A 24,362-nucleotide genomic window follows, 5' to 3' on the forward strand; every position below is an offset into this window, starting at 1 on the left:
TATGGGACTGCCCAATATCAACATTGCATTCAAATCCACGGCGGCCAGCGCCGTGCAGCGCTCGGAAAAGGGCGTGGTGGCCCTGATCCTGAAGGACGCCAAAGAAAACGGCGGACACGCCTACACCAACGTCACACAGGTCCCGAGTACGCTGGGCGCTGCCAATCAGGCGTATGTTCAGCAGGCTTTTCTGGGTTACGTGAATCCGCCCCGGAAGGTGCTGGTCTATGTGCTGCCGGCGGAAGCGGAGGCGCTGACCGACGCCCTGAGCTGGCTGGCCACCGAGGTATTCGATTATCTGGCCGGTCCCCCGGATTGCAGCGAGCCGGAGGCAACGGCCATTTCGACCTGGATCGCCAGCCGGAGGACCAACGACGCGGCCATCTGCAAGGCGGTGCTGCCCAATCAGGCGGCGGACAGCGAGGCCATCGTCAACTTTACCACGAACGACATCCTGGTGGGGAGCAGCAAGTATACCTCGGCGCAGTATTGCGCCCGGATCGCGGGACTGATCGCCGGGACGCCCATGACCATCTCCTGCACCTACGCGCCGCTGGCGGAGGTGTCGGATATCGGGCGCCTGACCAGGGCGGAGATGGATGCGGCCATCAACGCGGGCAAGTTCATCCTCTTCCACGACGGGGAGAAGGTCAAGGTGGGCCGGGGCGTCAACTCCCTGCAGACCACCACGCAGGACAAGGGTGACGCCTGGAAGAAAATCAAGCTGGTGGAAGTCATGGACATGATCCAGACGGACATCCGCACCACGGCCCAGGACTCCTACATCGGCAAGTATGCCAACAGCTATGACAACAAGTGCCTGCTGATCTCCGCCATCAAGGGTTACCTGACATCGCTGGAGCAGGCCGGCATCCTGCGGGCGGGCAGCTCCAGCGTCGGCATCGACACGGCGGCCCAGGAGGCGTACCTCCAGAGCACCGGCGTGGACACCTCAAAGCTGAGCGAGCAGGAGATCAAGGAGGCCAACACCGGGGACAAGGTGTTCCTGCAGGCATCCATCCAGATCCTGGACGCCATCGAGGACATCAACCTGAATATCACGATCTGAGGAGGAATGGACTATGGACAGCGCAAAACGAGTGGTATCCGGCACCTGGGGTGAGGTGTGGCTGGACGGCGATAAGGTGTCCGAGTGCTACGGGCTCCAGGCCAAGGCGAGTTTCAACAAGGAGGATATCGCCCTGTGCGGGCAGATGGCCTCGGACAAGAAGGTGACGAGCATCGACTGCACCGGCTCCCTCCGGCTGCACAAGGTCACCTCCCGCATGGCACAGGCCATCGGGGAGAACATCCGCAACGGACGGGACGTGCGCTTTACCATCGTGAGCAAGCTGAAGGACCCGGACGCTTACGGCGCGGAGCGGGTGGTGCTGCGCAACGTGAGCTTCGACGACCTGACCCTGGCGGACTGGGAGGCCAAGAGCGTGGGCAAGGTGGAGTGCCCCTTTACCTTCACCGACTACGAGTTCCTGGACGTCATCGAGGCATGAGAAAAGCCGCCCTGACGGGCGGCAATTGACAAAGCGCGGCGCATCCGGTAGAATGACCGTGGCGCTGTTGCAAAATGGCGGTTAGCCACTCCCTTGCGAAAGGGGGTGATGCTGGAATGGGGCACCTGGGAAAGCAATTTCTGCGGGTCTGCGTGTGTCTGGCCCTTGTGGCCTACATACTCTCCATAAAAGCGTGTTGACCGCTCGGCTGGCTCCCGAACGGTCAACTTAGGTTGATCTGAGGTTGGGCTAACCGTCTTGCGGCAGCGCCCTTTTTAAGGCCATTATACCGGCAAGCCCCCGCTTTGTCAAGAAGGACAGAGCGGGGGCTTTTCGCGTCCCCGGGAAAGGACCATATATGAGCGAGCATACAACAATGATCCCCGCGGAAGGCGCTGGGGAGAAGCCGAGTATCCTGGAGATGCTGCTGAAGCCGGAGATCCCCAATGTGCAGAAGCAGCTCCCGACCAGGTCTTACAAGGTCAAGCGGCTGAGCGAGCTGTGCGGGCAGGACGTGGTGTTCGCGCTGCGGGCCCTGCCCTACGGGAAGGTGTCTGAACTGAAGGAGAGCCTGTCGGACGACGTGAACGTCCACATCCTGCTGGCCGGGGTGACGGAGCCAAACCTGAAGGACCCGGCGCTGCAGGCCAAGTTCGGCGGAGCGACGCCGGCGGAGACGGTCAAGGCCATGCTTTTGCCCGGCGAGATCGAGGACCTCAGCCGGGCGGTGGAGAAGCTGTGCGGCTACCGGGCCAACACCATTGAAGAGATAAAAAACGCCTAGAGGACGGCAGCGACCCGGAGCTGGGTCTCGTGTACTGGCTCTTCCGCGTGAAGGGCTGGGCCCCGGGGGACTACGCCCGGATGTCCCCCGGGGAGCGGGATCTGGTCCTGGCGCTGGCGTCCTACGAGGCGGAGCACGGCCCGCCGCAGGGCTGCCCCTTCCTGCGGCCCCGGGCATGAAAAAGCCGCCCCGGAGAGGGGCGGCAGTGCAAAAAAGCTAGAGCATAGTAAAAAGCATCCATAAAACGACTGGAGTGTTAATCGCAAAAAAGATGACAATCGCTATGATGAGAGGCTTCAAATCTCCTGATGGCATAAAAAGACCTCCTTCTTGTGCCATTGTTATAAATCTATTCTATCATATTTCAAAAATGTGTCAATAGGGGGGTGGAGCAAAGTGCCGGATATATCTATTGCAATTTCGGCTCAGGACAAGTATTCGAGCGCACTCAACACTATGGCAAATATTACGAAGTCATTCAGCAAGGACATGGATGAAATGGAGGAGACGCTGGGGCGGCTGAATAAAAACAAATACACCCTGAAAGTGGACCTAAAGGACGCCCAACGGCAGTTGGAGAAAGCGGAAAAGCAGTTCCAAAAAACAGGAAAAGCCAAGGACGAACTGGCGCGGGACGATGCACGGGACAACTTTGACCGTATTCAGCGGAATCTTGCCTTGGTGACCAAGGGAGCCAGGGAGGCCGAAAAGCAGATGCAGAAAACCAAAGAGGCGTTCCGAAAGGCGGACAATTCCTCTGGCGGTTCTGGTGGCATGACCTCTATCGTGAATGCCATTGCGGCATCTGGGGCAAACTCCCTCATTAAAGATGCAACGATGAACATTTTTAATACCGGAATCAGCAGTTTGATGGGTGGATCGACAGGCACAATCGCGTCGTCTATAGCTTCGACGGCGGCATCCGGAGCGGCAATGGGGGGAGTGGTCGGGCACCCGCTCATTGGGGCGGCAATCGGAGCTGGCGCAGGACTGTTGAATGGGGCGGCGTCTGCACTTGGAAGCTATAACGACGCCTTCAAGAGCTACGTGCAGGATGCAGCAGAAAGCCAGCTCGCCCAGCGGGACAGCGACATCACCAGCGGTTCCTCCATCGCGGCCAGGCGGGAAACAGACCGGATCTCTTTCTCCACTCTCTTCAAGAACGGGGACGTGGCGGAGGATTACCTGAAGGGTTTGGTGGACATGGCGAACACCACGCCGTTCCTCTACGACGACCTGACGGCCATGAGCAAGACCCTGGCCACCTATGGCTTCAGACCCAAGACCGACAAGAGTCTGGAGAAGGATTTCAACAGCATCCAGACGGTCCTGCGGACCATCGGAGACGCCGGCGCAGCCCTCAGCATGTCTACCAGCGACATGTCCATGGTCGCCCAGGCGCTGGGGGGCATGAAGTCCAGCGACAAAACGACCCTGGAATACCTCAACATTCTCAATGACCGGGGCATCGGCGCGGTGGGGATGCTGGCCGAGGCAAAGGGGAAGAGCCAGGGGGAGATCTACGATATGATCTCCAAGGGGCAGATCGCCGGAACGGAGGCCGTGGAGATCATCCTGCAGGCCCTGACGGACAGCTTCGCGGGCTCCATGCGCGAGCAGAGCAGGACCTTCTCCGGCCTGAGCTCCACCCTGGAGGGTATGGAGCAGGAGATGCAGAACGCCTACGGTGAGGGCTACAACGAGGCCCGGAATAAGGGCCTGCTGGACCAGATCGACTGGCTGTCCGGGACCAGCGGGGACGCGCAGAAGGAAGCCAACCGGGCCATCGGGGCCTGGCAGGCCAGCCTGGAGAACGCCAAGGAGGAGTCCATCCGGAAAGCGGTGAACGACGCCATGGAGACGGACGACTACCAGAGGGCCAAGGCGGCGGGCGACGCCGCCGAGATGGGACGCATCCTCATGCAGGCTAAAGTAAAGGGCATGAATGAGTATAACGCCAGCGACGGGGCCCAGGAGGCGCTGGCGGCGGAGAAGGCCCTGGTGGATGGAATCCGGGCCGACACCGCCATGAACGAGGACTACTGGGACGCCGGTTATGAGCGCGGACAGTGGTTCAGTAAGGGGGTTGCCGCAGGGATCGCGGACGGCATAGAGCTAGCCAAGAAGGCCACCGCGATCCGAGACGCCTGGGAGGCCTTTGGCGACGGAGGCAACAACAGCTACTTTGACACAGACCCGGGGAGCTTCGCCGTGGGCCTGAACCGGGTGCCCTACGACAACTTCCCGGCGCTGCTCCACGAGGGGGAGCGGGTGCTGACGGCGTCCCAGGCCCGTGCGGAAGAGCGGGGCGGTCCAACCGTGCAGGTAACGGTGACCGGCAACAGCTTCTATGGTTCGGACGCGGCTATGGAGGACCGGGTGGCGCAGAAGGTGGCCCGTGAGGTGGCCCGTGCGGTCCAACTGGGGGTGTGAGCATGGTGCATCAATTCATTTTCAAGGACACGGAGACGGGCCGGGAGCTGGTGCTGCCGGTGACGCCAAAGGGCTATGACATCGAGCACGGCCGGAAGGCCAACAGCATCTCCATGCAGCAGGTGGGGGACGTAAATCTGCCCGGCCTGCCGGTGCTGCTGGACACCGAGCTGGAGTGCCTGCTTCCCGCCCAAGCCTATCCCTTCCTCCAGCCGGGGGCGGGAACCAATCCATGGGTCTATCTGGAGCAGCTGGAGAAGTGGAGCGACGCGGGGACGGTGCTCCGCTTTGTGGTGTCCGGAACGCCGGTCAACGCGGCGGTGATCCTGGACCCCATCCGCTACCGGGAGCAGGACGGCACGGGAGACCTGTACTGCACCATACCCCTGCGGGGCTATCGGGCGCTGGAGGCGGACACGGTGCAATCCAGCCAGACCGGGAACGCCAACCGGAGCGCCGAGGCGGAGCCGGAGCGGTCGGACACCTACACGGTACAGGCGGGGGACACCCTGGGCGCCATCTGCCGGCGGTTTTACGGGGACTTTTCCCTCTACGGCCGGCTGGCGGCGGCCAACGGCATCGCCAACCCGGACCTCATCCATCCGGGCCAGGTGCTGCGGCTACCCGCCCGGGAGGAGCTGCCGGCGGCGGCCGCGCCGTCCCGGTCCCGGCAGGCAGCCACGGCGACCAAGACCCGCTACGACGATAACGACCGGCGGTGGAGGGTGCAGCTTTCCAAGGAGGACGCGGTGCAGGTCGCCAATCACTCGGACTTCAAGAAGGCGTTCGATTCCGCGAAGTCCCACCTGAACGGGGGAGGGATACTCGGTGGCCAGTGAGGACCTGAGACTGCTGCTGACGCCGCCGGGGGGCGGGACGCGGGAGGCTACGGCGCTGTGCCAGAGCTTCACCTGGGGCGGCAGCTATGACCAGGCGGCCCGGACCCTGGACTTTCCGCTGCCGTGCAGCAGCGAGGACGGGCGGCTGCCTGCCCTAGACTGCCCGCCGGGCAGCCGGGTCCAGTTTTATCGGGGCGGTGAGCCGCTCTTTGACGGCTTTGTCTTCTCCCGGCAGCGGGATACCCTGTCCAACACCGTGGAGATCTCCTGCGCGGACCGGGGGCTGTTCCTCAAGCGGAATCAGGCGTCTTACAAATTCCGCAACCAGACCCCGGAGGCCATTACAAAGCGGGTTGCGGCCGACTTCGGGATCACGGTGGGCCACCTGGCCCAGACGGGGCAGGCAATCAGCCGGAACTTCCCCGGCGTGAGCCTCTACCAGATCATCCAGACGGCCTACACCCTGGCCGCCGCCGCCACCGGGGGCCGGTATCTGGTACGGTTCCGGGGCGAGGCTCTGGAGGTCATTGAGAAAAAGCAGGGGGATGAGACCCTGGTGATCCGGCCCGGAGCCAACCTCATCAGCCTGACCGCCACGGACAGCATCGAGCGCCTGGTCAACCGGGTGCAGATCCTGGACAAGAACGGCACGGCCAGGGGAGGCCCGATCCAGGACGGGGCCTCGGTCACCCGGTACGGGGTGTTTCAGAGCACCATCACGGAGAGCAGCGGCAAGGACGCCAACGCCGAGGCGAAGAAGCTGCTGGAGGACAATGCCCCAGAGCAGAAGATCACGGTGCAGGTGCGGGGGAATCCGGCCCTCATCGCCGGGAGCTGCGTGGTGCTTCAGGAGCCGGTGACAGGGCTGTACGGCCTGTGCTGGATCGACAGCGACACCCACATCTGGAAGGGCGGGACGTACACCACAAAATTAGTGCTTAATTTCCGCAGCCTCATGGACGAGCAGGAGGCGGGGAAGCTGCCGGATGCTTAGGGGGCGCCCCGGGAAGCCGCGGATCGGCTTTCGGGGGAGAGGACGAACAACGAAATGGAGCGGACGCCCGCAAATGAGCGGGCGAAGCGGAATGGAGTTTGTGAGGACGATATGGAAGGGAATCCATACATGGAACTGGCAAAGGCTTTGCAGGGAGACGGCGGCGGGGCCGGAGGGCTCTGCCTTGGAACGGTGAGCTCCTGGCCCAGCCGGGAGGCCCCCGAACAGCCTTGCCGGGTGGTGGCCGAAGGAACCACACAGGAGCGGGAGGACCTGCTGGCCGCGCCGGAGTTGCTGCCCTATGGCCTGGAGGCGGGGGACCTGGTGGTGCTGCTCCCCATCGAGGAGGCGCAGCGCTATATCATCCTATGTAAGGCGGTGAGCGTATGAGCCGGGAGCTTTTTCCGGTGGTGCAGCCGGAGGCGGCCCCGGTGGAGACGGAGCTGCCGCTGTGCCGGGAGGTCCAATGGGACTATGAGCGAAACCTACCGGTATTCCGGCAGGGGGAGCCGGTGACGGTAGAGGGGGCCGAGGCGGTGGCGGTGTGGGCCTGGCTGGCCCTGCACACCCCGCGGTTCCGGCATGAGATCTACTCCTGGGCCTTTGGAACGGAGCTGGAGAACCTGATCGGCCAGCCCTACACCGAGGCTCTGAAGCAGGCGGAGGCCCAGCGCTATGTGCGGGAGGCGCTGGAGATCAATCCATACATCAGCGGCGTGGATGCGGTCACGGTGGATTTTGCCGACGGCGCACTGTCCATCGCCTGCACGGTCCGCACGGTATACGGCACGAGAGAGGTGAGCGCAGTTGTTTGAGTCGATCACACCTGAGAGCATCAAGGCGGCCATCTTGGCCGAGGCGGGAGACAGCCTGGAGACCCGGGAGGGAAGCTTTCTGGACTCCATGGCGGGCCCGGCGGCGGTGGAGATCTGGAAGGTCTACCAGGCCATGAACGCGGTGATCTCCATCGCCTTCCCGGATGAAAGCGCCGGCGGGTATCTGGATCTGGAGGGGGCCAAATACGGCATCACGCGAAAGCCAGGCACCAGGGCCCGCTGCACCATGACCCTGACCGGCACGGCAGGGTCCACGATACCGGCGGGGACGGTTTTTCTCACCCTGGAGGGGCTGGAATTTGCCCTGCTGGAGGACGTCCTGCTCACCGGCGGGAGCGACACGGGCACGGCGGAGGCCACAGAGATCGGAAGCGCGTACAATGTGGAGGCCGGAGCCATCACCCGGATGGTGACGACTATGACGGCTCTGTCCGCCTGGACCAACGCTTCCGCCACCGGCGGTACGGACCAGGAGAGCGACGCGGCGCTGTACGAGCGCATCCGGGACTTCCGCAGCCGTCAGGCCACCTCCGGCAATGCCTATCACTATGAGCAGTGGGCCATGGAGGTGGCGGGCGTGGGCGGCGCGAAGATCTTCCCGCTCTGGAATGGGGCGGGCACGGTGAAGGTGGTGCTGGTGGACGCCGACATGGAGCCCGCCTCCTCGGAGATCGTGGCGGCTGCGGCGGCCCACATCGAAGGGGAACGGCCCATTGGGGCCACCGTGACGGTGGCCGCCGCCCAAAGCCTGTCCATCCACGTCGCCGCCAAGCTCACCCTGGACGGCAGTACGACCCTGCCCGAGGTAAAGGCGGTCTTTGCATCCGAGCTGGACGCCTATCTCAAGACGCTGGCCTTCCGGACCAGCATCCTGCGGTATAACCAGGTGGCTTACCTTCTCTTGAGCCTTCCCGGTGTGCTGGACTTTACCAGCCTGACCCTGAACGGCGGGACCGGGAACGTGAGCATCGGGGCCGAGCAGGTGCCGGCATTGGGGGAGGTGACCCTGACATGAGCCGGGAGCTGATCGCCTATCTGCCGGACTTTTACGCCGGGAGCCCCCAGGTGTCGGCCCTTCAGGGTGCACTGGACCGGCAGACGCAGGCGCTGTGGACGGCGGAGGGCGGGCTGATCGACCAGCTTGACGTCTCCAAGGCAACCTGGGGCCTGGCCTATTGGGAGAAATCCCTGGGGCTGGAGACAGACCTGGAACGGCCGGATGAGTACCGCCGCACCCGCATCCTGTCCAAGCTGAGGGGGCAGGGAACTACCACCGTGGCCATGATCCAGAACGTGGCGGAGAGCTTCTCCAACGGGGCGGTGGATGTGCTGGAATACCCGGCGGAGTACCGTTTCGAGATCAAATTTACCGGAACGCTGGGCATCCCGCCCAACCTGGACGACCTGACCGCCGCCATTGAAGAAATCAAGCCGGCCCATCTGGCTTACGATTACGTCATCATCTATCGGACCTGGGGCGATGTGAAGGGCTACACCTGGAGCCGGCTAAAAAGCCGCACCTGGGCCGACGTGCGAGGGGGGACCATCTCATGAAAGAAACGACCAATTATAAACTGAAGAAATATGAGGATGCGGACTACGCCGATCCGTCCCAGGCAATGAATCCCAACATGGATGCCATTGACGCCGCGCTGAAGGCGCTGGAGGATGGGAAAGCCTCTCTCGGGGAGGACGGAACGATTCCGGCGGAACAGTTGCCGGACCTGGACTACGAGCCCCCGCTGAAGGACAATGCGGCCAAGGCCACGCCGGCGGATGGGGACAGCCTCCCGCTGGTGGACAGCGCGGACGGCGGCAAGACCAAGCGGGTGCTGTGGAGCCGGATCAAGGCCGTGCTGAAGACCTATTTTGACCCGATTTACGCGGCGGCCGCCCACAGTCACGCCTGGAGCACCATCACCGGAAAGCCGTCCTCTTTTGCACCTTCCGCCCACGCATCCACACACGGCAGCAGCGGGTCCGATCCCATCACGCCGGCGGCCATAGGGGCGGCTGCTTCGGCCCATAAGCATGGGGCCGGGGACATTAACAGCGGGACGCTGGATGCGGCCCGTCTGCCCACGGTGCCGGTGACCAGGGGCGGCACAGGGGCGACTACCGCGGCGGCGGCCCGCACCAATCTGGGAGCGGCGCCAGCCTACAGCTATGGCACCGAGGACCTGACGGCGGGGAGCTCCGCCCTGGCGACAGGGACGCTGCATTTTGTATACGAATAGGGGCGATACGGATGTACAGAGGAACAACGCCGACACTCATTTTTACGTTGCCCTTTGCATGTGAGAAGATCGACACATGCAGCATCGCGTTTGCGCAGCGGGAGCCCCGGTACGGAGTGCAGACCCAGGTGGTGCTGGAGAAAGCACTTACGGACTGCGTGGCCACGGAAAACGATCTGAGCCTGACGCTATCCGAGGAGGACACCCTGAAACTGGACAGCAGCCAGGACGTTGAGATCCAACTCCGGGTGCGGTGCGGCGCAGTGTCCATGGCGAGCGAGATCTTCCGGACACCCGTTGGCCGCATCCTGAAGGACGGGAGGCTGCCATGAAAATCGACATCGCGTTTCAGGACATCAGTCAAGCCTTTCCCGTGGAAATGAAAGGCTCGGGCGACACAGAACTCGGCGCCGCGCTGCGCGATGTGGTTCAGGTCCCGTCCGAGCAAGACCACGCAAAGCTGAAAAACCGGGACGCGCCCGAGCAGCATCCAATTGCCGCCATTGCCTCACTGACGGAAACGCTGGAGGGAAAGCTGGAGAGCGGCGGTTTTCTCAGCAATCTGGAGATCCAAAAAATACTGGAGACTTAGGAGGGGATCAGCATGGCAACGGAAAAAGCAGTGGGCCAGAACGGGCTGCTGTACTTCTGGCAGAATCTCAAGGTGAAGTTGGCCGGTAAGGTGGACAAGGTGGACGGCAAGGGCTTGTCCGCCAACGACTACACCAACACGGAGAAGGCCAAGCTGGCCGGGATCGCGGAAGGGGCCAACAAGACTACCGTGGAGGACAGTCTGACTTCCGCCAGCACGGCGAATGCTTTGTCCGCCAACCAGGGCAAGGTCCTGGATGGGAAGATCAAGGCCCTGAGCGACAACATGGGCGCACTGGGCTACGGCGATATGATGAAGGCCGCCTATGACGCAGACAACGATGGAGTGGTGGACAATGCCGCCCAGCTCGGCGGACAGGCGCCCAGCCATTACGGAAAGGCGGACGGCACCAACATCAAGCCCGCCTTCACAACTGCTTCCTCCCGGGTGAACATCGCCACAGGCGAGGCGCTGACGGTCATCCTGGGCAAGATCGCAAAGTTTTTTGCGGACCTGAAACCAGTGGCCTTTACCGGAAACTACAGTGACCTTTCCGGCAAGCCAGCAATCCCGACGGTGACCAATGACCTGACGGACACGCTGAAATCTCACTATGACGCCGCCTACACCCACAGCCAGGCGGCCCACGCACCCGCCGGCGCACAGGCCAACGTGATTGAAGCCATCAAGGTCAATGGTGCGGCTCAGACCGTCTCCGGCAAGGCAGTGAACATTACCGTCCCAACCACGGTGGCTGCCCTGTCGGACGCAGGCAGCTATGCCCTCAAAAGCGATCTCGCCAGCGTCTACCGATACAAAGGCAGCGTGGCTTCCTATGCAGATCTGCCGGGCAGCGGCAACACCGTTGGCGACGTGTGGGACGTGGCGGAGGACAACATGAACTACGGCTGGACTGGCAGCGCATGGGACCCACTGGGACAGAGCTTTACGCTGGAGTTTGTGACCAATGCGGAGATCGATGCGATCCTCGCAAGCTGATAAGGGGGAATCACTATGGCGGGAACAACCGATAAGGTGCTCGGGAAAAACGGCCTGCAATACCTGTGGACGCAGCTCAAGGTGTTGCTGGCCGGGAAGGCGGCCGCAGTACACAGCCACAGCGCATCGGATATTACCAGCGGGACGCTCCCCGCATCGCGGGGCGGCACGGGTTACACGGCACTGTCATCGCTGATGAGCGCCATAAACAACCGCACCACCAAGGTCAGTAGCTCCAACACCAGCTACGGGACCTATATGACCAGGGGCATCGCGGCGGGAACAACCGATCTGACGGCAGGCTCCAGCGCCCTCACCAGCGGGTGCATCTATTTCGTTTATGAGTGAGGTGAGCTGAGATGGCGAAAAAGGCTTATGTCGGCGTAGGTGGTATAGCCCGGAAGATCAAGAAAGGCTATATCGGCATCGGGGGCAAGGCCCGCAAGATCAAGAAAGCATACATCGGCGTTGGCGGCGTGGCGAGACCGTGTTGGAGCGATGGACTTGAATATTACGGGACAACAACGCCATTGAGTAAAGGGAGATATGGGCTAGCGGCTGCATCGGTAGGGGACTACGCACTGTTTGGCGGTGGATATAATGACTGGGCATCATCTGTAGTGGACGCATATAATGCGAGCCTGACTCATAGCACACCAGCCGCATTGAGCACAGAGAGGCGAGGTCTGGCGGCGACAGCCGTTGGAAGTTACGCCCTTTTCGGCGGGGGCAACAGTGGGGGAACCGCATACTACAACAAGGTGGACAGCTACAATACCAGCCTAACAAAAGGCACAGCGTCGGCGCTGACCGTTGCTAGAGCGTACCTCGCTGCCACAACGGTGGGCAGCTACGCATTATTTGGGGGAGGCTGGAATGACGCTTTTTGCTCCTTGGTAGTGAACGCATATAATGCGAGCCTGACTCGTAGCACACCAACCGCATTGAGCAAAGAGAGGCGGCATCTAGCCGCGACGGCCGTAGGAAGTTATGCCCTTTTCGGCGGAGGCGATGATTACAACAACAAGGTTACCACCGTAGATCGGTACAATACCAGCCTAACAAAAGGCACAGCGTCGGCGCTGACCGTTGCTAGAGCGTACCTAGCCGCCACAACAGTAGGCAATTATGCTCTGTTCGGTGGTGGCAATGAGGAGTTATCAAGCAATCCTGTAGCTACCGTGGATGCGTATGATACGAGTCTGACTCGGAGTACGCCTATTGCTTTGAGCGCAGCAAGGTCTGGAATTGGAGCAACGGCTGTTGGCGGGTATGCACTATTTGGCGGCGGCGAATTGGGCTCAGGCAACAGCGCCATCGTAGATGCCTACGACGAGAACTTGACTCGGATTACGTTACCGAATTTAAGTAGTGCAAGATATGGGCTTGCTGCAACATCGGTAGGGGTCTATGCCTTGTTTGGTGGTGGGTCCCCCTCTGCATCTTCGGCGATTGTAGATGTCTATGCAGCATAAATCAAAAATAGGAGGCAATGAGCATGAGCAGATACGCAATTTGGAACAAGACCGATCCAATCATTACACCCATCGGTGAGGTGCTCACCGCAGAACAGTGGATTCAGCGATACCCCGTAGCGGGTCTGGAATCCATTAAAGTAGTATGTGCGGCCGGAGAGATCAACGGCGCATTCTTCGGCACATTGGGGCAGATGGTGCAGATGTACACCGCACAGGGTGCAGACTTCTCGTCTTGCACCACCGATGTAGAAAAGCTGGAAGTTATTGAAGCGTTCGAGGATGCTGCGAACGCACCGAGCACGGAGCCGACTGCGAATGAAAGAATTGCTGCTGCACTGGAATACCAGGTCATGACGAGCCTGCCGGACGAGACTGTTTAAGGAGGATGCAAAATGAACTTTGAGACGATCAAGAGAAACTACGACCGCGGCCTGTGGAACGCCGTGATGGTAAAGATGGCTGTCCGCAAGGGCGTCATCACCAAAGAGCAGTACCAGGAGATCACCGGAGAGAGCTACACTTAGGAGACAAGCGGCGCATGCCGCGCAAAAAATATGGACAGGCCAATTTGGCCGGAAAGGAAAAATTATGAACGCTAAGACTTATCTGTGGAACATCTTTGAAGTAGCCCGCGAGGAGCGGACCGACGGCGACCATTTTGAAGGCGATCTGGGCACCGCTGCCGCCTGCTTTGTCAACGGCCTGGGGCCCGGTGGCAAGCAGTATAAGTGCATGGAGGGGCTGGACAAGCTGCCCCTGCTGGCGCAGCTCCAGGAGCCCAAAGACCGGACGGACTTTGTGAACGAGGCCAACCGGCTCATCCAGGCCCACTACGCCGAGCTGACCGCGGCCTTCACGGCGGGCGACCGGGTGGCCTTCGAGGCGATCCTCGATGAGTAAGTACATAGCAGCTCTCCCATTGAGCCGGGTGGAGCGCATCGCCATCGTCGTTACCAGGGGCACAAAGACTCTAGCCCAGGTGGCGGCCGAGGCCCGCAGCGCCCACCCGGACTGCGAGGTGTACGTCCTCAACGGCGGGGTGTACTACGGCGCAAAGGCGGTGATGCACCTGCGCTCGGATGGGTACACCTACGCCGAGGACCCATACAGCTACTGGGGCTACGCCTGGGATGTGGGGCCCGACATCGCCATGGGGCTGGTGCCATGCGGCAAGGCCAATTACATCAACTGTGTAGAGCTGATCCGGCAGGGCACACCCAACCCCAAGCCCCAATACAACCCGGACATGGGCGGCAGGCGGGGCCGGACGGCCATCGGTATCCGGAACGACTCGCTTGCCCTGTATGTCTCCGGCGACGGCACCTGCGACGCGAGGACCCCGGAGGCCCTGCGGGACGAGTTGGCAGAGCTGGGATGTGAGAGCGCCCTCATGCTGGACGGCGGCGTTTCCAGCCAGTGTGATTTCAATGGGGCCAAGATATACAGCGGCCGCAAGGTACACAATTATATCGTGGTCTACGTCCGCCGGGAGGCCGGCGACAAAAAGGAGGACAAGCCTGTGAGCAAAACCGTATGCCTGGACCCCGGCCACGGGGTGGAGAGCCCCGGCAAGTGCAGCCCGGATAAATCCTACTACGAGCACGAATTTGCCCTGGATATGGGAAAGCGGCTCCGGACCCACCTGGAGCGGTGCGGGATCCGGGTGGTCATGACTCGGGAGGACGAACACTGCCCCACCGGCAGGGCGGACGACGCCGACCTGAGCAAGCGGGCGGCTGTCTCCAACGAGGCGGGGGCGGACCTGTTTCTCTCCCTGCACTCCAACGCCGCCGGAAACAGCGGGTGGTACGACGCAAGCGGGCTGGTGGTCTACACCAGCGCGGGCCCCATGACGGCCAGGCGCAATGTTGCGGCCACGGCCCTTATCAACCAGTTCCGCGCCGCCGGAATCAAGCTGCGGGGGACCGGGCTGCTGCACGAGCTGTGGGCGGTGCTGACCCGGACCAGCGCCCCGGCCTGCCTGATCGAGTACGGCTTTCACACCGACCGGGACGAGGTGGAGCGGCTGAAGAGCGGCGTCTACCGGGACAAGCTGGCCGAGGCCACCGCGAAGGGCGTCTGTGACTGCCTGGGCGTGGCCTGGGCGGAGATCACGGAGACCGAGCCCACCACGGATACCGGTGCGGCGGATTGGGCCGCCACGGCCTGGGAAAAGGCCAAGAGCAAGGGCGTGCTGGACGGCACCCGGCCTACAGACCCGGTCACCCGCCAGGAGCTGGCCGTGGTGCTGGACCGGCTGAATTTGATTTGATGGAGGTACATACCATGACAACCAACAAGATCAGCGCGGGCACCATTGCCCGGACCATCATCCTGCTCCTAGCCCTGATTAATCAGTGCCTGAGCATGGCGGGGGTGTCCCCGCTTCCAATCGAGGACGAGCAGGTTGAGACCATCATCACCACGGCCTGGACGGTCATTGCCGCCCTGATTGCGTGGTGGAAAAACAACAGCTTTACCCAGGCAGCCCTGGCAGGAGACGCCCTGAAGAACGAGATTAAGGCCAGGGAGGATTAACGTATGGCTACCACGGAGGAACTGTCTGTCAAGCTGGTCGAAATCGAGCAGCGCGGCAAATCCAACTCCCACCGGCTCGACAAGGTGGAAGAACGGCAGGATAATCTTGATAAGCTGGTGTCCTCCGTGGAGGTGCTGGCGACCCGGCAGGAGACGGTTGAGACGGATGTCAAGGAAATCAAGTCTGACGTAAAAGCCCTCACGGAGAAGCCGAGCAAACGCTGGGACGGCATTGTGGACAAGTTGATTTGGCTGCTGATCTCCGGCGCTGTCGGCTATCTCGCGGCGCAGATTATAGGATAAAACAAGCCCCCATCACCTTCGCGGTGGTGGGGGCGGTTTTTATTGCTTTATTTTAGGAAGTATGTCCTTTTCTAGTGAAAATCCAAGTGAGGGCGGGAGTTGAGGCAGTGCATTTGCCCTATATTTCTTGAGAAAACTTAGGATAGTGAAGCCTGTAATCGCCTCTGTGTTCATGTCCCTCATGACAATGATGTCGTTCATGCTGTCATCGCCATATGAATTGGTCTTGTCGCCCAAAGCTACATATAGGGTGTCGAAGCGCTTGTCGTAATCAATCGCAATCTTTTGCACGATATCTCGCCTCCCCCTTTGTCCCGCCTGTTTCACTTTTGGCGGAATATGCGGTTATAAGTTCCCCAGTTCCGCCGCAGATCGACGCGACGACCTTGGTGTACTTTGCATTATTATAATATGTTGCGCTCTGAACTATCTTGCAGTACACAGAGCGATCATCGAGCGGAGGGTCGCTGTCGTGGCTTTCGTATATGCAGTCAGGGCTCGCAATCGTTTGGACGATTGCATCAATATTATCGGCCATTTCCGGGTGCCCAGTCGGTGATATTATATGCTGCTCCCAAGTACTTTGAGAGCAATATATTTTTACTCCATTTGGGTCCTTGACCTCGATAATATTACCCATCGCTTTCGGCACTCGTTGGTAATGACACAAGGTTCTGCGTCAATACATCAATGAGCTGCTTGGCAACCCCGACCGGAAGCACCACTCCACATACGTGCTCACGTTTAACTTCGGTTTTTACGTGCACAATTCCAGGCTCGTCGCTCTCTGGCAGGGGGCCAATCGACGGATAGTCCTGATTGAAATTGAGAACAACTTCTCCGATTTGAGGGTTAAATGTGGCAGTAAATGCGTTAGCGTACTGAGGCTTATCCATAAGTATTCCCCCATTCTCTTTCTGTAACCTGAATTATACATATGAAATGTGAATTTTTCAAGTACTATAGGTTGTATTGCCGATCTAGGGTGGGTACATATCTTGATGAAACAGAATATATGTTCCATAAAAACGTACAACTATTTCCGGTTTTACTACTTAAACCTTCTTGCGGGGGGCCTTTTTACCCTCCGCAGCTCACCAGCGTCCACCCCTTCCACGTCCGGGAGGGGGTTTTCCGCTTGCCAATTCCAAAACAATTCCCCGCCCCTCGATGGAAGGAGCGGGGATTCGCTACTTAATTGGATATCCTAATATTTCAATTTTCTCCTGAATTTCATTTCTGGTAACTCCAGTATCGTCATAGTCCACTGCTATCCTGCCGCTACCCTTATCAATGCTGACGGAGTTAACGCCCGGTAGGGAATCCAAAGCTCTTTTAAGCAACGAAGTATCATGGAGCCCAACGTCTTTGCTGACATTAAAATACACGCTTTCGTGTGCCAACTTAATCACCTCTAGATTAGAATGCCTGATCCGGAGCGGTTTTATGTGTGCTTTGCGTTTGTGATATCTGCCAATGTTACGCAGGTTCTAGCGCATGACCGCTACAGTTGGGGGGCAGTTCTATTCGGGAAAGATTGAAAAAGCCCCCGCCGTTCAAAGGAGCGGCGGGAACAATTTTTGTGGTTCAGCAATTTGCCACATATCCGGGCACTCGTTGCGCACTAGTTACAAGCGTGATACAAGAAACGGTTGAAACCATTGGAAACAGGAGATTTTTTCGGAAAGGGCCGTTGTGGTTTCCTTAAAGGACCGTAAAGGGCAAAATAAGGGGGATAGCGTCAGCGGGTGGAGCTGCGCTCCTGCCGGGGGACGGAGGCCCCCAGAAAGGTGTCGCTGTAGTGGTCCATGGCCCGCTGGATGACCCGGATAGCCGCCGCCCGGTCGCTGACATCGCCGGCCACCGCCTCCTTGCCCTCCAGAGCCTTGTAGACCGAGAAGAAATGGGCCATCTCGTCAAAAATATGGCCGGGCAGCTCCCAGATGTCCTGGTAGGTGTTGTAGGTGGGGTCGGCAAAGGGGATGGCGATGATCTTCTCGTCGTTTTTGCCGCTGTCCAGCATGGAGATGTAGCCGATGGGGTAGACCCGCACCAGGGTCAGGGGGTCCATGGACTCCGAGCACAGCACCAGCACGTCCAGCGGGTCGCCGTCGTCGCCGTAGGTCCGGGGGATGAAGCCGTAGTTGGCGGGGTAATGGGTGGAGGTGTGGAGGACCCGGTCCAGGATGATGAGGCCGGTCTCCTTATCCAACTCGTACTTCTTCTTGCTCCCCTTTGGAATCTCGATGACCGCCACGAAATCCTGGGGCTGGATGCGGGCGGGATTGATGTCATGCCAGATATTGGACATGCTGTAATCTCCTTCCAGATAAATACAAATCTATGGATGATCACAACCATTATAGCCGTTTGCGGGCCAAATTACAACGGCAACAAAAAAGGACGGGCCCGAAGGCCCGTCCTGAGACAGAAGCGTCAGAAATTACACCGGACGATGCAGGTAAAGGTCTGCCCGTCCACGGTGGCGGTGACGTTGCAGGTGCCCTTACTCACGGCGGTGACGGTGCCGCTGCCGTCCACCGAGGCCACCCCGGAATTGGAGGTACTCCACACCGGCGTGCTGTCGGTGCCGGAGACGCGGAAGCGGAAGCTCTCCCCGGCTTTGTAGAGGGTCACGTCGCTGTGGCTGGGGGTGAGCGTCGCCGCCGCGGAGCCGGAACCGCCGGAGGAAGCACCGGTCCAGGTGCAGCGGACGATGCACTCCTGGGTATACCCGCCCGCCATGGTGGCGGTGATGGTGGCCACGCCGGGGGCCACGGCGGTGACGATGCCGCTGTCGGAGACGGTGGCCACCTCGGGCTTGCTGCTGCTCCAGGTGAGGGTGCCGGTGGACCCGGCGGGCAGGAAGGCGGGCCCCAGGTTCCAGACATCTCCCGCCTGGGACAGGGTGAAGTCTTTCCGGTTCAGGGTAAAGGAGGTGGCCGTCTGGCTGGCGGGGATGGTCCCGGAGGGCTCCGGCGAGCGGGTAGGCTCCACGCCGCCGGTGGGGGCGGGGCTGGCGCTGGAGTCGGGGGAGCCGGTGGGAGCCGCGGAACTGGAGGTGACGGGCGGGCTGGAGGGCTGGTCGGAGTTCAGGCTTCTGCCCCGGTTGACGAGGGGGCTGACCACCGAGACGACGATCCAGACAGCCGCCACGATAAGCCCCAGGGACACCACCGTGCCCACGATGCGCAGAGGCCCCCAGCCTCCTCTGCCGTAGCCGCCTCCCCTGGTGTTGGAGACCAGGCGCTTGCCGCCGGAGCGCCAGCCCTCGGCGGGCGGGTCGTCCTCGAAGCTGCTCTCGGGTGCCGGCTTGCCGTCACAGAAGGGACAGCGCTTGTAGGTGACAGAATAATCCTCGCCGCAGTAGGGACAGCGGACGACCTCCGGCCGGGTGCCGGTGGAGCGCCTGGTTGCCATTCGGATTCCCCCTCAGTCATGATGATCGGGTCCGTGAGACCCAAGTCTATTCCTTATAATACTACATGCTCTGACGGGAATCGTCAACTGGTGCGGAAGAAAAATAACGAAATGTTAACAGTTTTATGTCACCCGGTTTGTTTCTTGACCGAAGGATGGGATTGCCCTATAATAATGTCTGCGGAATAAACCGCCAAGCGGTTTATTTGTGCGGCCACTTGCCGCATAATTGCATCAAAAGGAGTGGGGCCGGTGAAGGGGGCAATGACCGCCGCGGCAATGCACAGGCAGTATGGCGAAGGGGTGTCCGCGTTCCGGCAGCACATCGCCAATCCCGCGATGCGGCAGAAGTTCAACCAGGACGTGGATGAATTCATGCGCCAGTGCGCGCTGGGCGTGTGGCAGGCCGACGGGGGGAACGTTTCGCCCCAGCATGTGGAGTATTACAACGGCATCTACTGCAAGGGAAATCCGGTCCCCACCGCCCTGTACTGGGAGCTGTGTACCGCCGTGGCCGAGTATCCCGGCTTCCGGCCCCCGGTGTTTTTCCAGCGGATGCGGGAGTATGACAAGGCGTACCACCAAAAGACCGCCCGGCGGTTCGTGGATCTGCTGACGCTGATGCTGCTGCTGTTCGCCGCCGCCGACGGGGCGGTCAGCGACCGGGAGGCGGGCTTCGTCAACGCCTGCGCCGACGCCCTCACCGCCCTGTGCGACGCAGACGGGCTGGCTTCGGACAAGCCCAAGCTGGATGCCGGGGACTTCGTCACCCGGAGAGGGGAGGACAAGCCCGGCCAGGCCGCCGCCCCCGCCCCGGCGGGGAAGGAGGAGGCCGCGTCCTCCTCCGAACCGGAGCCGGAGCCCGCCGAATCCCTGGAGGAACTGCTGGCCGAGCTGGACGGCCTGTGCGGGCTGGACAGGGTAAAAAAGGACGTGCGCAGCCTGATCAACCTGGTGAAGGTGCGCCGCCTGCGAGAGGAGCAGGAGCTGCCGGTGCCTCCCATGTCCCTCCACCTGGTGTTCATGGGCAACCCGGGTACCGGAAAGACCACCGTGGCCCGGCTGCTGGCCAGGATCTACCACGCCATCGGCGTGCTGTCCAAGGGACAGTTGGTGGAGGTGGACCGCTCCGGCCTGGTGGCTGGATTTGTGGGGCAGACTGCCATCAAGACCAGCGAGGTGGTCCAAAAGGCCCTGGGCGGCGTGCTCTTCATCGACGAGGCCTATGCCCTGACCAACCAGGAAAACGCCAACGACTTCGGCAAGGAGGCCATCGAGGTCCTGCTGAAAAACATGGAGGACCACCGGAAGGACCTTATCGTCATCGTGGCGGGCTACACCGAGCTTATGGGGCGGTTCATCCACTCCAACCCCGGCCTGGAGTCCCGGTTCAACAAGTATTTCTATTTTGAGGACTATACCGGAGACCAGCTCATGGAGATTTTTCGGTCCATGTGCGGTAAAAACGGGTATACGATCGGGAATGAGGCCGAGAAATATGCCGAAGAGTATTTTGTGGGGCTCTACGAGGAGCGGGACGAGAACTTCGGCAACGCCCGGGACGTGCGCAACGTATTTGAGCGGGCGGTGGCCCGGCAGTCCGACCGGGTGGCGGCGCTGGAGGCCCCCACCAAGGAGCAGCTCATGGAGCTGACGGTGGGAGACCTGAGGGAGGAGGAGCCGGAGGAAACTCATACACCGGGTCTTCAGCACCCAGCTCCAGGCCAAGCCGGAGCCCGATCTCCAGACCCTTCCGAACCGCGTCCGTGAGCCCTTAGGAATGATCGGCGTTTGGAAACAGACCGGTCCATGCCAAACGATCAAAATCTTTTGGCCCTGGCACGACATTCTGATGTCTCCATTGGTTATCTGGTGGGCTGTACCAAGAAGTGGAAGGGTAACCGCTAGCGCGGAGCCCTTTGGGGTCTCCTGGAAAAAATTTTAGAAAAATTAAAAAAACCCCTTTACAAACGCCAGAAGCTGTGCTATATTAATGGCAGCTTAAACAGTAATAATTATCATTATTAAAAATAATTCAATGGAGGTACTACATTATGAAAAAGTTTGTCTGCACCGTTTGCGGTTATGTCCACGAAGGCGACACGCCCCCCGAGTTCTGCCCCATCTGCAAGGCTCCCGCCGAGAAGTTCAAGGAGCAGGTCGGTGAGAAGACCTGGGCTGCCGAGCATGTGGTCGGCGTGGCCAAGGGCGCTCCCCAGGAGATCATCGACGGCCTGCGCATGAACTTTGAGGGTGAGTGCTCCGAGGTCGGCATGTACCTGGCCATGGCCCGAGTGGCTCACCGTGAGGGCTACCCCGAGATCGGCCTGTACTGGGAGAAGGCCGCCTATGAGGAGGCCGAGCACGCCGCCAAGTTTGCCGAGCTGCTGGGCGAGGTGGTCACCGACTCCACCAAGAAAAACCTGGAGCTGCGCGTCGATGCCGAGAACGGCGCCACCGCCGGCAAGTTTGACTTGGCCAAGAAGGCCAAGGAGCTGAATCTGGACGCCATCCATGACACCGTCCACGAGATGGCCCGCGACGAGGCCCGCCACGGCAAGGCTTTCGAGGGCCTGCTGAAGCGCTACTTCGGCTAATCAAGCAGAATACGGAAAAGGGCGGAGCCTTCGCTCCGCCCTTTCTGATTGTATGAACCGGCGATAGGCGGCGGACCCAATTCCGGTATCCGCTGTGATAGGAGTATGTACGGATGAATAAAAAAGAGATTTTACTGGCGCGGCATTTTGCGACGTTGGCCATGGTCTATGCGGTGATTGCCATGGCATTGGGCGTATTTTATAGGGAGTTTACCAAATTCAGCGGCTTTGCGGGCAGAACCTCTCTGTCTTTCCTGCATACCCACTATTTTGCACTGGGAATGGTGTTTTTTCTTATCCTGATGCTGCTGGAAAAGACATTTGCCTTCTCAAGCCGAAACAGCGGGAAGTTCCTGCTGGTCTATCAACTAGGTCTCAATATCACAGGGCTGGGATTCTTTCTGCGGGGGATGAGCCAGGTGCTGGGAAATGAGTTGAGCCGAGGAATGGATGCCTCCATTTCCGGAATCTCGGGCATTGGTCATATTTTGCTGGGTATCGGCATGCTCTCTCTGCTTTTGCAGCTTCGGAGGGCGGCAGACGGAACCGGTGCCGGACAGAACCAGGACGACGCGCTGCGGGGCTGATGTTCCGCAGCGCGCTTTTTCTAGCTTGGCGGCCGGAAGCCTATTGACCCGGGAAATGGGATCCACTATGATGGAGGAAGAACATGGGAGGAGGGATTATATGCCCAACAACGGGAACAACTTCCGGCATGCTCTGGCAGAGTATATCCGAGGCTGGGGCGAAGGACTGGCGGTCGAGGAGGAGAAATACATCGGCTGGCGCTTTATCGGCACACCCCGTAAGCTGGATATCGTGATCATGAACCCCCAGAACTGCCGCTCCATGGCCATCGAGGCCAAGCTCCAGGAGACCAGCGGTTCGGCTTTCGAGAAGCTGAGCTACGCCCTGGACGACTGTATGGCGGCCCCCATCCCGTCCATCATTGTCTTTTCGGGGCGGTATATCCGGGACGACATGAAGGCCAAGCTGATTTCCTCCGGTCATGGTATTGAAGTGGGTTATGAAAACGGGGCGATTGCGGACCGGTATGAGCTGCTCAAGCAACGCATTTACATCGAACTGGGGATGAATTATTTCCCCTTCCTCCGTCCATAGCCGTGCAGAAGGGGAAAAGGCCGTGTGCCGCCAAACGCGGCACACGGCCTTGAAATTCCGATGCTGGGACGTATGGGAAGGGAACAGGCGCCTTACGCGCCGTGCCGGTCGAAACGGATATCAAAATACTGCTTCGCAATATCGGGGTGGTCGTGCTCGAACTCAGACATGTAGCGGAAAGCGGAGCTGGTCAGGCCGTTGGCCTCGCAGAACTGCCGGAAGCTCTTCTTCTTGAGAAAGCTGGGTTGGTTGCACCAGCGGGCCAGGGTGATGAACATCCCTTTGTAAGGAGAGCGGTTGTAGTACTCGTGGCGCATGATGTAGGGCAGGCACTGGTACTCCATCAGGATACGGATGCGCTCAAAGATGGAGGCGATCTCCTCCGCGCCCTGGGACTCATAGCCGGAGAGCACGTAGAGCTTGGTGGACTTGTCGGAGTGTCTCCGCCAAATTTTCAGGCCGCGCACCACCTGTTCGGCCTCGTTGATGTGGTCGAAGGCGAAGATATAGTCCCCGTGATACTTCACGTTCGCCAGCCGCCTGGCCTTCTCCTCGGTCATCAGACGCACATCCAGGCCCTGGCGGAACTGAAAGCGGCGGCCGGTTTCATCCAGCTCGTCCAGCACCTCCTGCCACTTGGGAAAGCCGAAAAACTGGTCGTCCCACAGGTATATGTGCTTGCGGGAGGGGTCGAAGAACTCCTTCACCGGAGAGTGGCGGAACACATGGTCATACTTCTGGTTGACACAGAAGGGGCACTTGCGGAAGCAGCCCCGAGTGGTAAAGCCGATGCTGTAATCCATGTAGTCGCTGTAGGTCTGGGGCTTGATGCCCCGGGCGATCTGCCTGCCCACATATTCGTCGTAGAGGTGGTAGTCGGGCATATGGTGTTCGACCTCCAGGGGAAGGTCCGGGGCGGTCATCCAGAAAAAGCCGGTGCCTCCAATGTGCAGATTGGGATAGTTCTTGGGATCGATGGGTACGTTGGTAAAATCAAATACCCGGGAGAGATATACCTCGTCGTATTTGGGAATGGAGTAGTAATCCTCCAGCAGGGTGACGTCGTTGCCCAGCTCCTTTTGATAGCCGCTGATTTTCATGAGAGCCAGGTTGGGGTGACGGGTCCCGTTATCGAGCAGATCCGCGTCGATAATTCCGATTGTCTTGGGCATGTTTTCACCGTCCTTCCGACCCAGTATAGCAAAAGTCGATCGACCTGTCAATCCGGGATCTCTCTGGATCATTTTAAAAATGATCCGAAGAGATCAAAGCGAAAATGGTCCGGTTTATAGGACGGATGCACCTTAACGGACGTTTTACTTGCAATCTGCGCCGGACGGGCTTATAATAAAAAAGCAAATGACAATACTGGAAAAGGAGTGATATGCGCTGTGAGCGGTGACCCTGTGAGTCGAGAATGTCCCATATGGAGCGCGGCGCATTGGCTCTGCGGCTGACCGGCCCGTCCGGTAGACCCGCACGCCGTGTCGCCGCTTGGCCTGTGCAGGAAGGATATTTTCCGCACAGGCGGCAAAGACAAATGCGTGCGGGGATTTTTATACCCTTTTGAGGGGCCCGCGCCGAGAAAGGCGTGAGATCGTTGCTCTCTATTTTTAAAACGATTCAAGGAAAAATGACCCGGCTGGATTCCGTGCAGGACGGCTGCTGGGTGAACCTGA

The 24,362-nt window shown here is 60.0% G+C and carries 33 protein-coding genes; 27 read left to right on the forward strand and 6 right to left on the reverse strand.

From position 1 onward, the window contains the following. The first annotated feature begins 1 nt into the window (after position 1). The 23 genes from B3H64_RS00595 (at position 2) to B3H64_RS00705 (ending at position 15,544) form a co-directional block, all read left to right on the forward strand. Positions 2 to 1,069, forward strand: coding sequence for a phage tail sheath subtilisin-like domain-containing protein (locus B3H64_RS00595; RefSeq protein ID WP_286732072.1), 1,068 nt, complete (start codon positions 2 to 4; stop codon positions 1,067 to 1,069). Between the two features lie 13 nt (positions 1,070 to 1,082). Further along, positions 1,083 to 1,511, forward strand: a complete 429-nt coding sequence (locus B3H64_RS00600; RefSeq protein ID WP_050617026.1) for a phage tail tube protein — start codon at positions 1,083 to 1,085, stop codon at positions 1,509 to 1,511. 358 nt (positions 1,512 to 1,869) lie between these two features. After that, positions 1,870 to 2,295 (forward strand): phage tail assembly chaperone, encoded by a 426-nt coding sequence (locus tag B3H64_RS00605; protein ID WP_286732073.1) that lies wholly within the window; start codon positions 1,870 to 1,872, stop codon positions 2,293 to 2,295. A gap of 29 nt (positions 2,296 to 2,324) precedes the next feature. After that, positions 2,325 to 2,474 (forward strand): hypothetical protein, encoded by a 150-nt coding sequence (locus B3H64_RS00610; protein ID WP_286732074.1) that lies wholly within the window; start codon positions 2,325 to 2,327, stop codon positions 2,472 to 2,474. A gap of 814 nt (positions 2,475 to 3,288) precedes the next feature. Then, the gene (locus B3H64_RS00615; RefSeq protein WP_286732075.1) at positions 3,289 to 4,728 is read left to right on the forward strand and encodes a tape measure protein; all 1,440 of its coding nucleotides are present in this window, start codon (positions 3,289 to 3,291) and stop codon (positions 4,726 to 4,728) included. Between the two features lie 2 nt (positions 4,729 to 4,730). Then, complete coding sequence (locus B3H64_RS00620; RefSeq protein WP_286732076.1) at positions 4,731 to 5,567, forward strand: LysM peptidoglycan-binding domain-containing protein; 837 nt, start codon at positions 4,731 to 4,733, stop codon at positions 5,565 to 5,567. After that, positions 5,557 to 6,561, forward strand: coding sequence for an XkdQ/YqbQ family protein (locus B3H64_RS00625; RefSeq protein ID WP_286732077.1), 1,005 nt, complete (start codon positions 5,557 to 5,559; stop codon positions 6,559 to 6,561). Before B3H64_RS00620 ends, B3H64_RS00625 begins: the two co-directional genes overlap by 11 nt. Positions 6,562 to 6,690: 129 nt before the next feature. Further along, the gene (locus tag B3H64_RS00630; protein ID WP_278894452.1) at positions 6,691 to 6,951 is read left to right on the forward strand and encodes a DUF2577 family protein; all 261 of its coding nucleotides are present in this window, start codon (positions 6,691 to 6,693) and stop codon (positions 6,949 to 6,951) included. After that, entirely contained in the window at positions 6,948 to 7,376 is a 429-nt protein-coding gene (locus tag B3H64_RS00635) for a DUF2634 domain-containing protein (protein ID WP_286732078.1), read from the forward strand. Before B3H64_RS00630 ends, B3H64_RS00635 begins: the two co-directional genes overlap by 4 nt. Next, positions 7,369 to 8,412, forward strand: coding sequence for a baseplate J/gp47 family protein (locus B3H64_RS00640; protein WP_286732079.1), 1,044 nt, complete (start codon positions 7,369 to 7,371; stop codon positions 8,410 to 8,412). Before B3H64_RS00635 ends, B3H64_RS00640 begins: the two co-directional genes overlap by 8 nt. Then, positions 8,409 to 8,951, forward strand: coding sequence for a putative phage tail protein (locus B3H64_RS00645; RefSeq protein WP_050617019.1), 543 nt, complete (start codon positions 8,409 to 8,411; stop codon positions 8,949 to 8,951). Before B3H64_RS00640 ends, B3H64_RS00645 begins: the two co-directional genes overlap by 4 nt. Beyond that, a complete protein-coding gene (locus tag B3H64_RS00650) occupies positions 8,948 to 9,634 on the forward strand; it encodes a hypothetical protein (RefSeq protein ID WP_286732080.1) in 687 nt (228 codons plus the stop codon). The genes B3H64_RS00645 and B3H64_RS00650 overlap by 4 nt, the downstream gene beginning before the upstream one ends. An 11-nt stretch (positions 9,635 to 9,645) precedes the next feature. After that, positions 9,646 to 9,966 carry a hypothetical protein gene (locus tag B3H64_RS00655; RefSeq protein ID WP_050617017.1) on the forward strand — a complete coding sequence of 107 codons (321 nt, stop codon included), beginning with the start codon at positions 9,646 to 9,648 and terminating at the stop codon, positions 9,964 to 9,966. After that, entirely contained in the window at positions 9,963 to 10,226 is a 264-nt protein-coding gene (locus B3H64_RS00660; protein WP_286732081.1) for a hypothetical protein, read from the forward strand. The genes B3H64_RS00655 and B3H64_RS00660 overlap by 4 nt, the downstream gene beginning before the upstream one ends. Before the next feature lie 12 nt (positions 10,227 to 10,238). Next, on the forward strand, positions 10,239 to 11,225 hold the full coding sequence (locus tag B3H64_RS00665; RefSeq protein WP_286732082.1) for a hypothetical protein: 987 nt from the start codon (positions 10,239 to 10,241) through the stop codon (positions 11,223 to 11,225). Between the two features lie 15 nt (positions 11,226 to 11,240). Further along, positions 11,241 to 11,573, forward strand: a complete 333-nt coding sequence (locus tag B3H64_RS00670; protein WP_286732083.1) for a hypothetical protein — start codon at positions 11,241 to 11,243, stop codon at positions 11,571 to 11,573. A gap of 11 nt (positions 11,574 to 11,584) precedes the next feature. Beyond that, entirely contained in the window at positions 11,585 to 12,700 is a 1,116-nt protein-coding gene (locus tag B3H64_RS00675; protein ID WP_286732084.1) for a hypothetical protein, read from the forward strand. A 23-nt stretch (positions 12,701 to 12,723) separates the two neighbouring features. Beyond that, positions 12,724 to 13,083, forward strand: coding sequence for a hypothetical protein (locus tag B3H64_RS00680; protein WP_286732085.1), 360 nt, complete (start codon positions 12,724 to 12,726; stop codon positions 13,081 to 13,083). Positions 13,084 to 13,095: 12 nt separating this feature from the next. Then, a complete protein-coding gene (locus B3H64_RS00685; RefSeq protein ID WP_094762292.1) occupies positions 13,096 to 13,227 on the forward strand; it encodes an XkdX family protein in 132 nt (43 codons plus the stop codon). 64 nt (positions 13,228 to 13,291) lie between these two features. After that, complete coding sequence (locus tag B3H64_RS00690) at positions 13,292 to 13,603, forward strand: hypothetical protein (protein WP_050617011.1); 312 nt, start codon at positions 13,292 to 13,294, stop codon at positions 13,601 to 13,603. Further along, positions 13,596 to 14,975 carry an N-acetylmuramoyl-L-alanine amidase gene (locus B3H64_RS00695; protein ID WP_286732086.1) on the forward strand — a complete coding sequence of 460 codons (1,380 nt, stop codon included), beginning with the start codon at positions 13,596 to 13,598 and terminating at the stop codon, positions 14,973 to 14,975. The genes B3H64_RS00690 and B3H64_RS00695 overlap by 8 nt, the downstream gene beginning before the upstream one ends. Before the next feature lie 14 nt (positions 14,976 to 14,989). Continuing rightward, positions 14,990 to 15,241, forward strand: coding sequence for a phage holin (locus B3H64_RS00700; RefSeq protein ID WP_286732087.1), 252 nt, complete (start codon positions 14,990 to 14,992; stop codon positions 15,239 to 15,241). Positions 15,242 to 15,244: 3 nt separating this feature from the next. After that, entirely contained in the window at positions 15,245 to 15,544 is a 300-nt protein-coding gene (locus B3H64_RS00705) for a hypothetical protein (protein WP_286732088.1), read from the forward strand. A gap of 39 nt (positions 15,545 to 15,583) precedes the next feature. Here B3H64_RS00705 and B3H64_RS00710 read toward each other — a convergent pair whose 3' ends face one another. The 5 genes from B3H64_RS00710 to B3H64_RS00725 all read right to left on the reverse strand — a co-directional run bounded on the left by B3H64_RS00710 (position 15,584) and on the right by B3H64_RS00725 (position 18,964). After that, entirely contained in the window at positions 15,584 to 15,835 is a 252-nt protein-coding gene (locus tag B3H64_RS00710; RefSeq protein WP_050617007.1) for a DUF2283 domain-containing protein, read from the reverse strand. 341 nt (positions 15,836 to 16,176) lie between these two features. Beyond that, positions 16,177 to 16,440 (reverse strand): hypothetical protein, encoded by a 264-nt coding sequence (locus B3H64_RS00715; RefSeq protein ID WP_286732089.1) that lies wholly within the window; start codon positions 16,438 to 16,440, stop codon positions 16,177 to 16,179. Positions 16,441 to 16,734: 294 nt separating this feature from the next. Continuing rightward, positions 16,735 to 16,956, reverse strand: a complete 222-nt coding sequence (locus tag B3H64_RS12035) for a heavy-metal-associated domain-containing protein (RefSeq protein ID WP_414653421.1) — start codon at positions 16,954 to 16,956, stop codon at positions 16,735 to 16,737. A 329-nt stretch (positions 16,957 to 17,285) separates the two neighbouring features. Next, positions 17,286 to 17,855, reverse strand: coding sequence for an inorganic diphosphatase (locus tag B3H64_RS00720; protein ID WP_286732090.1), 570 nt, complete (start codon positions 17,853 to 17,855; stop codon positions 17,286 to 17,288). A gap of 125 nt (positions 17,856 to 17,980) precedes the next feature. After that, positions 17,981 to 18,964 (reverse strand): Ig-like domain-containing protein, encoded by a 984-nt coding sequence (locus B3H64_RS00725; RefSeq protein ID WP_286732091.1) that lies wholly within the window; start codon positions 18,962 to 18,964, stop codon positions 17,981 to 17,983. 252 nt (positions 18,965 to 19,216) lie between these two features. Between B3H64_RS00725 and B3H64_RS00730 the strand changes: the two genes are divergently transcribed. The 4 genes from B3H64_RS00730 (at position 19,217) to B3H64_RS00745 (ending at position 22,683) form a co-directional block, all read left to right on the forward strand. Further along, positions 19,217 to 20,734: an AAA family ATPase gene (locus B3H64_RS00730; RefSeq protein WP_286732092.1), complete on the forward strand. Its 1,518-nt coding sequence runs from the start codon at positions 19,217 to 19,219 to the stop codon at positions 20,732 to 20,734. A gap of 284 nt (positions 20,735 to 21,018) precedes the next feature. Further along, positions 21,019 to 21,561 carry an NADH peroxidase gene (locus B3H64_RS00735; RefSeq protein WP_238072801.1) on the forward strand — a complete coding sequence of 181 codons (543 nt, stop codon included), beginning with the start codon at positions 21,019 to 21,021 and terminating at the stop codon, positions 21,559 to 21,561. Between the two features lie 113 nt (positions 21,562 to 21,674). Continuing rightward, positions 21,675 to 22,148, forward strand: coding sequence for a DUF2871 domain-containing protein (locus tag B3H64_RS00740; protein ID WP_055179328.1), 474 nt, complete (start codon positions 21,675 to 21,677; stop codon positions 22,146 to 22,148). Between the two features lie 100 nt (positions 22,149 to 22,248). Then, positions 22,249 to 22,683 carry a PD-(D/E)XK nuclease superfamily protein gene (locus tag B3H64_RS00745; protein WP_024725083.1) on the forward strand — a complete coding sequence of 145 codons (435 nt, stop codon included), beginning with the start codon at positions 22,249 to 22,251 and terminating at the stop codon, positions 22,681 to 22,683. 92 nt (positions 22,684 to 22,775) lie between these two features. Here the strand turns inward: B3H64_RS00745 and B3H64_RS00750 are convergent, their stop codons facing one another. Continuing rightward, complete coding sequence (locus tag B3H64_RS00750; RefSeq protein ID WP_024725084.1) at positions 22,776 to 23,855, reverse strand: hypothetical protein; 1,080 nt, start codon at positions 23,853 to 23,855, stop codon at positions 22,776 to 22,778. Positions 23,856 to 24,362: the final 507 nt, after the last annotated feature.

Source organism: Intestinimonas sp. UBA1698 (assembly GCF_002320075.1).
GTDB lineage: Bacteria > Bacillota > Clostridia > Oscillospirales > Oscillospiraceae > Intestinimonas > Intestinimonas massiliensis.

Excerpts from the sequence above, each read along its gene's own strand:
- B3H64_RS00705 (WP_286732088.1), top strand. The coding sequence starts at position 15,245 with ATGGCTACCACGGAGGAACTGTCTGTCAAGCTGGTCGAAATCGAGCAG.
- B3H64_RS00680 (WP_286732085.1), top strand. The coding sequence starts at position 12,724 with ATGAGCAGATACGCAATTTGGAACAAGACCGATCCAATCATTACACCC.
- B3H64_RS00655 (WP_050617017.1), top strand. The coding sequence starts at position 9,646 with ATGTACAGAGGAACAACGCCGACACTCATTTTTACGTTGCCCTTTGCA.
- B3H64_RS00620 (WP_286732076.1), top strand. The coding sequence starts at position 4,731 with ATGGTGCATCAATTCATTTTCAAGGACACGGAGACGGGCCGGGAGCTG.
- B3H64_RS00685 (WP_094762292.1), top strand. The coding sequence starts at position 13,096 with ATGAACTTTGAGACGATCAAGAGAAACTACGACCGCGGCCTGTGGAAC.
- B3H64_RS00605 (WP_286732073.1), top strand. The coding sequence starts at position 1,870 with ATGAGCGAGCATACAACAATGATCCCCGCGGAAGGCGCTGGGGAGAAG.
- B3H64_RS00665 (WP_286732082.1), top strand. The coding sequence starts at position 10,239 with ATGGCAACGGAAAAAGCAGTGGGCCAGAACGGGCTGCTGTACTTCTGG.
- B3H64_RS00700 (WP_286732087.1), top strand. The coding sequence starts at position 14,990 with ATGACAACCAACAAGATCAGCGCGGGCACCATTGCCCGGACCATCATC.
- B3H64_RS00635 (WP_286732078.1), top strand. The coding sequence starts at position 6,948 with ATGAGCCGGGAGCTTTTTCCGGTGGTGCAGCCGGAGGCGGCCCCGGTG.
- B3H64_RS00600 (WP_050617026.1), top strand. The coding sequence starts at position 1,083 with ATGGACAGCGCAAAACGAGTGGTATCCGGCACCTGGGGTGAGGTGTGG.
- B3H64_RS00715 (WP_286732089.1), bottom strand. The coding sequence starts at position 16,440 with ATGGATAAGCCTCAGTACGCTAACGCATTTACTGCCACATTTAACCCT.
- B3H64_RS00750 (WP_024725084.1), bottom strand. The coding sequence starts at position 23,855 with ATGCCCAAGACAATCGGAATTATCGACGCGGATCTGCTCGATAACGGG.
- B3H64_RS00660 (WP_286732081.1), top strand. The coding sequence starts at position 9,963 with ATGAAAATCGACATCGCGTTTCAGGACATCAGTCAAGCCTTTCCCGTG.
- B3H64_RS00740 (WP_055179328.1), top strand. The coding sequence starts at position 21,675 with ATGAATAAAAAAGAGATTTTACTGGCGCGGCATTTTGCGACGTTGGCC.
- B3H64_RS00720 (WP_286732090.1), bottom strand. The coding sequence starts at position 17,855 with ATGTCCAATATCTGGCATGACATCAATCCCGCCCGCATCCAGCCCCAG.
- B3H64_RS00645 (WP_050617019.1), top strand. The coding sequence starts at position 8,409 with ATGAGCCGGGAGCTGATCGCCTATCTGCCGGACTTTTACGCCGGGAGC.
- B3H64_RS00745 (WP_024725083.1), top strand. The coding sequence starts at position 22,249 with ATGCCCAACAACGGGAACAACTTCCGGCATGCTCTGGCAGAGTATATC.
- B3H64_RS00630 (WP_278894452.1), top strand. The coding sequence starts at position 6,691 with ATGGAACTGGCAAAGGCTTTGCAGGGAGACGGCGGCGGGGCCGGAGGG.
- B3H64_RS00650 (WP_286732080.1), top strand. The coding sequence starts at position 8,948 with ATGAAAGAAACGACCAATTATAAACTGAAGAAATATGAGGATGCGGAC.
- B3H64_RS00595 (WP_286732072.1), top strand. The coding sequence starts at position 2 with ATGGGACTGCCCAATATCAACATTGCATTCAAATCCACGGCGGCCAGC.
- B3H64_RS00695 (WP_286732086.1), top strand. The coding sequence starts at position 13,596 with ATGAGTAAGTACATAGCAGCTCTCCCATTGAGCCGGGTGGAGCGCATC.
- B3H64_RS00735 (WP_238072801.1), top strand. The coding sequence starts at position 21,019 with ATGAAAAAGTTTGTCTGCACCGTTTGCGGTTATGTCCACGAAGGCGAC.
- B3H64_RS00725 (WP_286732091.1), bottom strand. The coding sequence starts at position 18,964 with ATGGCAACCAGGCGCTCCACCGGCACCCGGCCGGAGGTCGTCCGCTGT.
- B3H64_RS00670 (WP_286732083.1), top strand. The coding sequence starts at position 11,241 with ATGGCGGGAACAACCGATAAGGTGCTCGGGAAAAACGGCCTGCAATAC.
- B3H64_RS00690 (WP_050617011.1), top strand. The coding sequence starts at position 13,292 with ATGAACGCTAAGACTTATCTGTGGAACATCTTTGAAGTAGCCCGCGAG.
- B3H64_RS00675 (WP_286732084.1), top strand. The coding sequence starts at position 11,585 with ATGGCGAAAAAGGCTTATGTCGGCGTAGGTGGTATAGCCCGGAAGATC.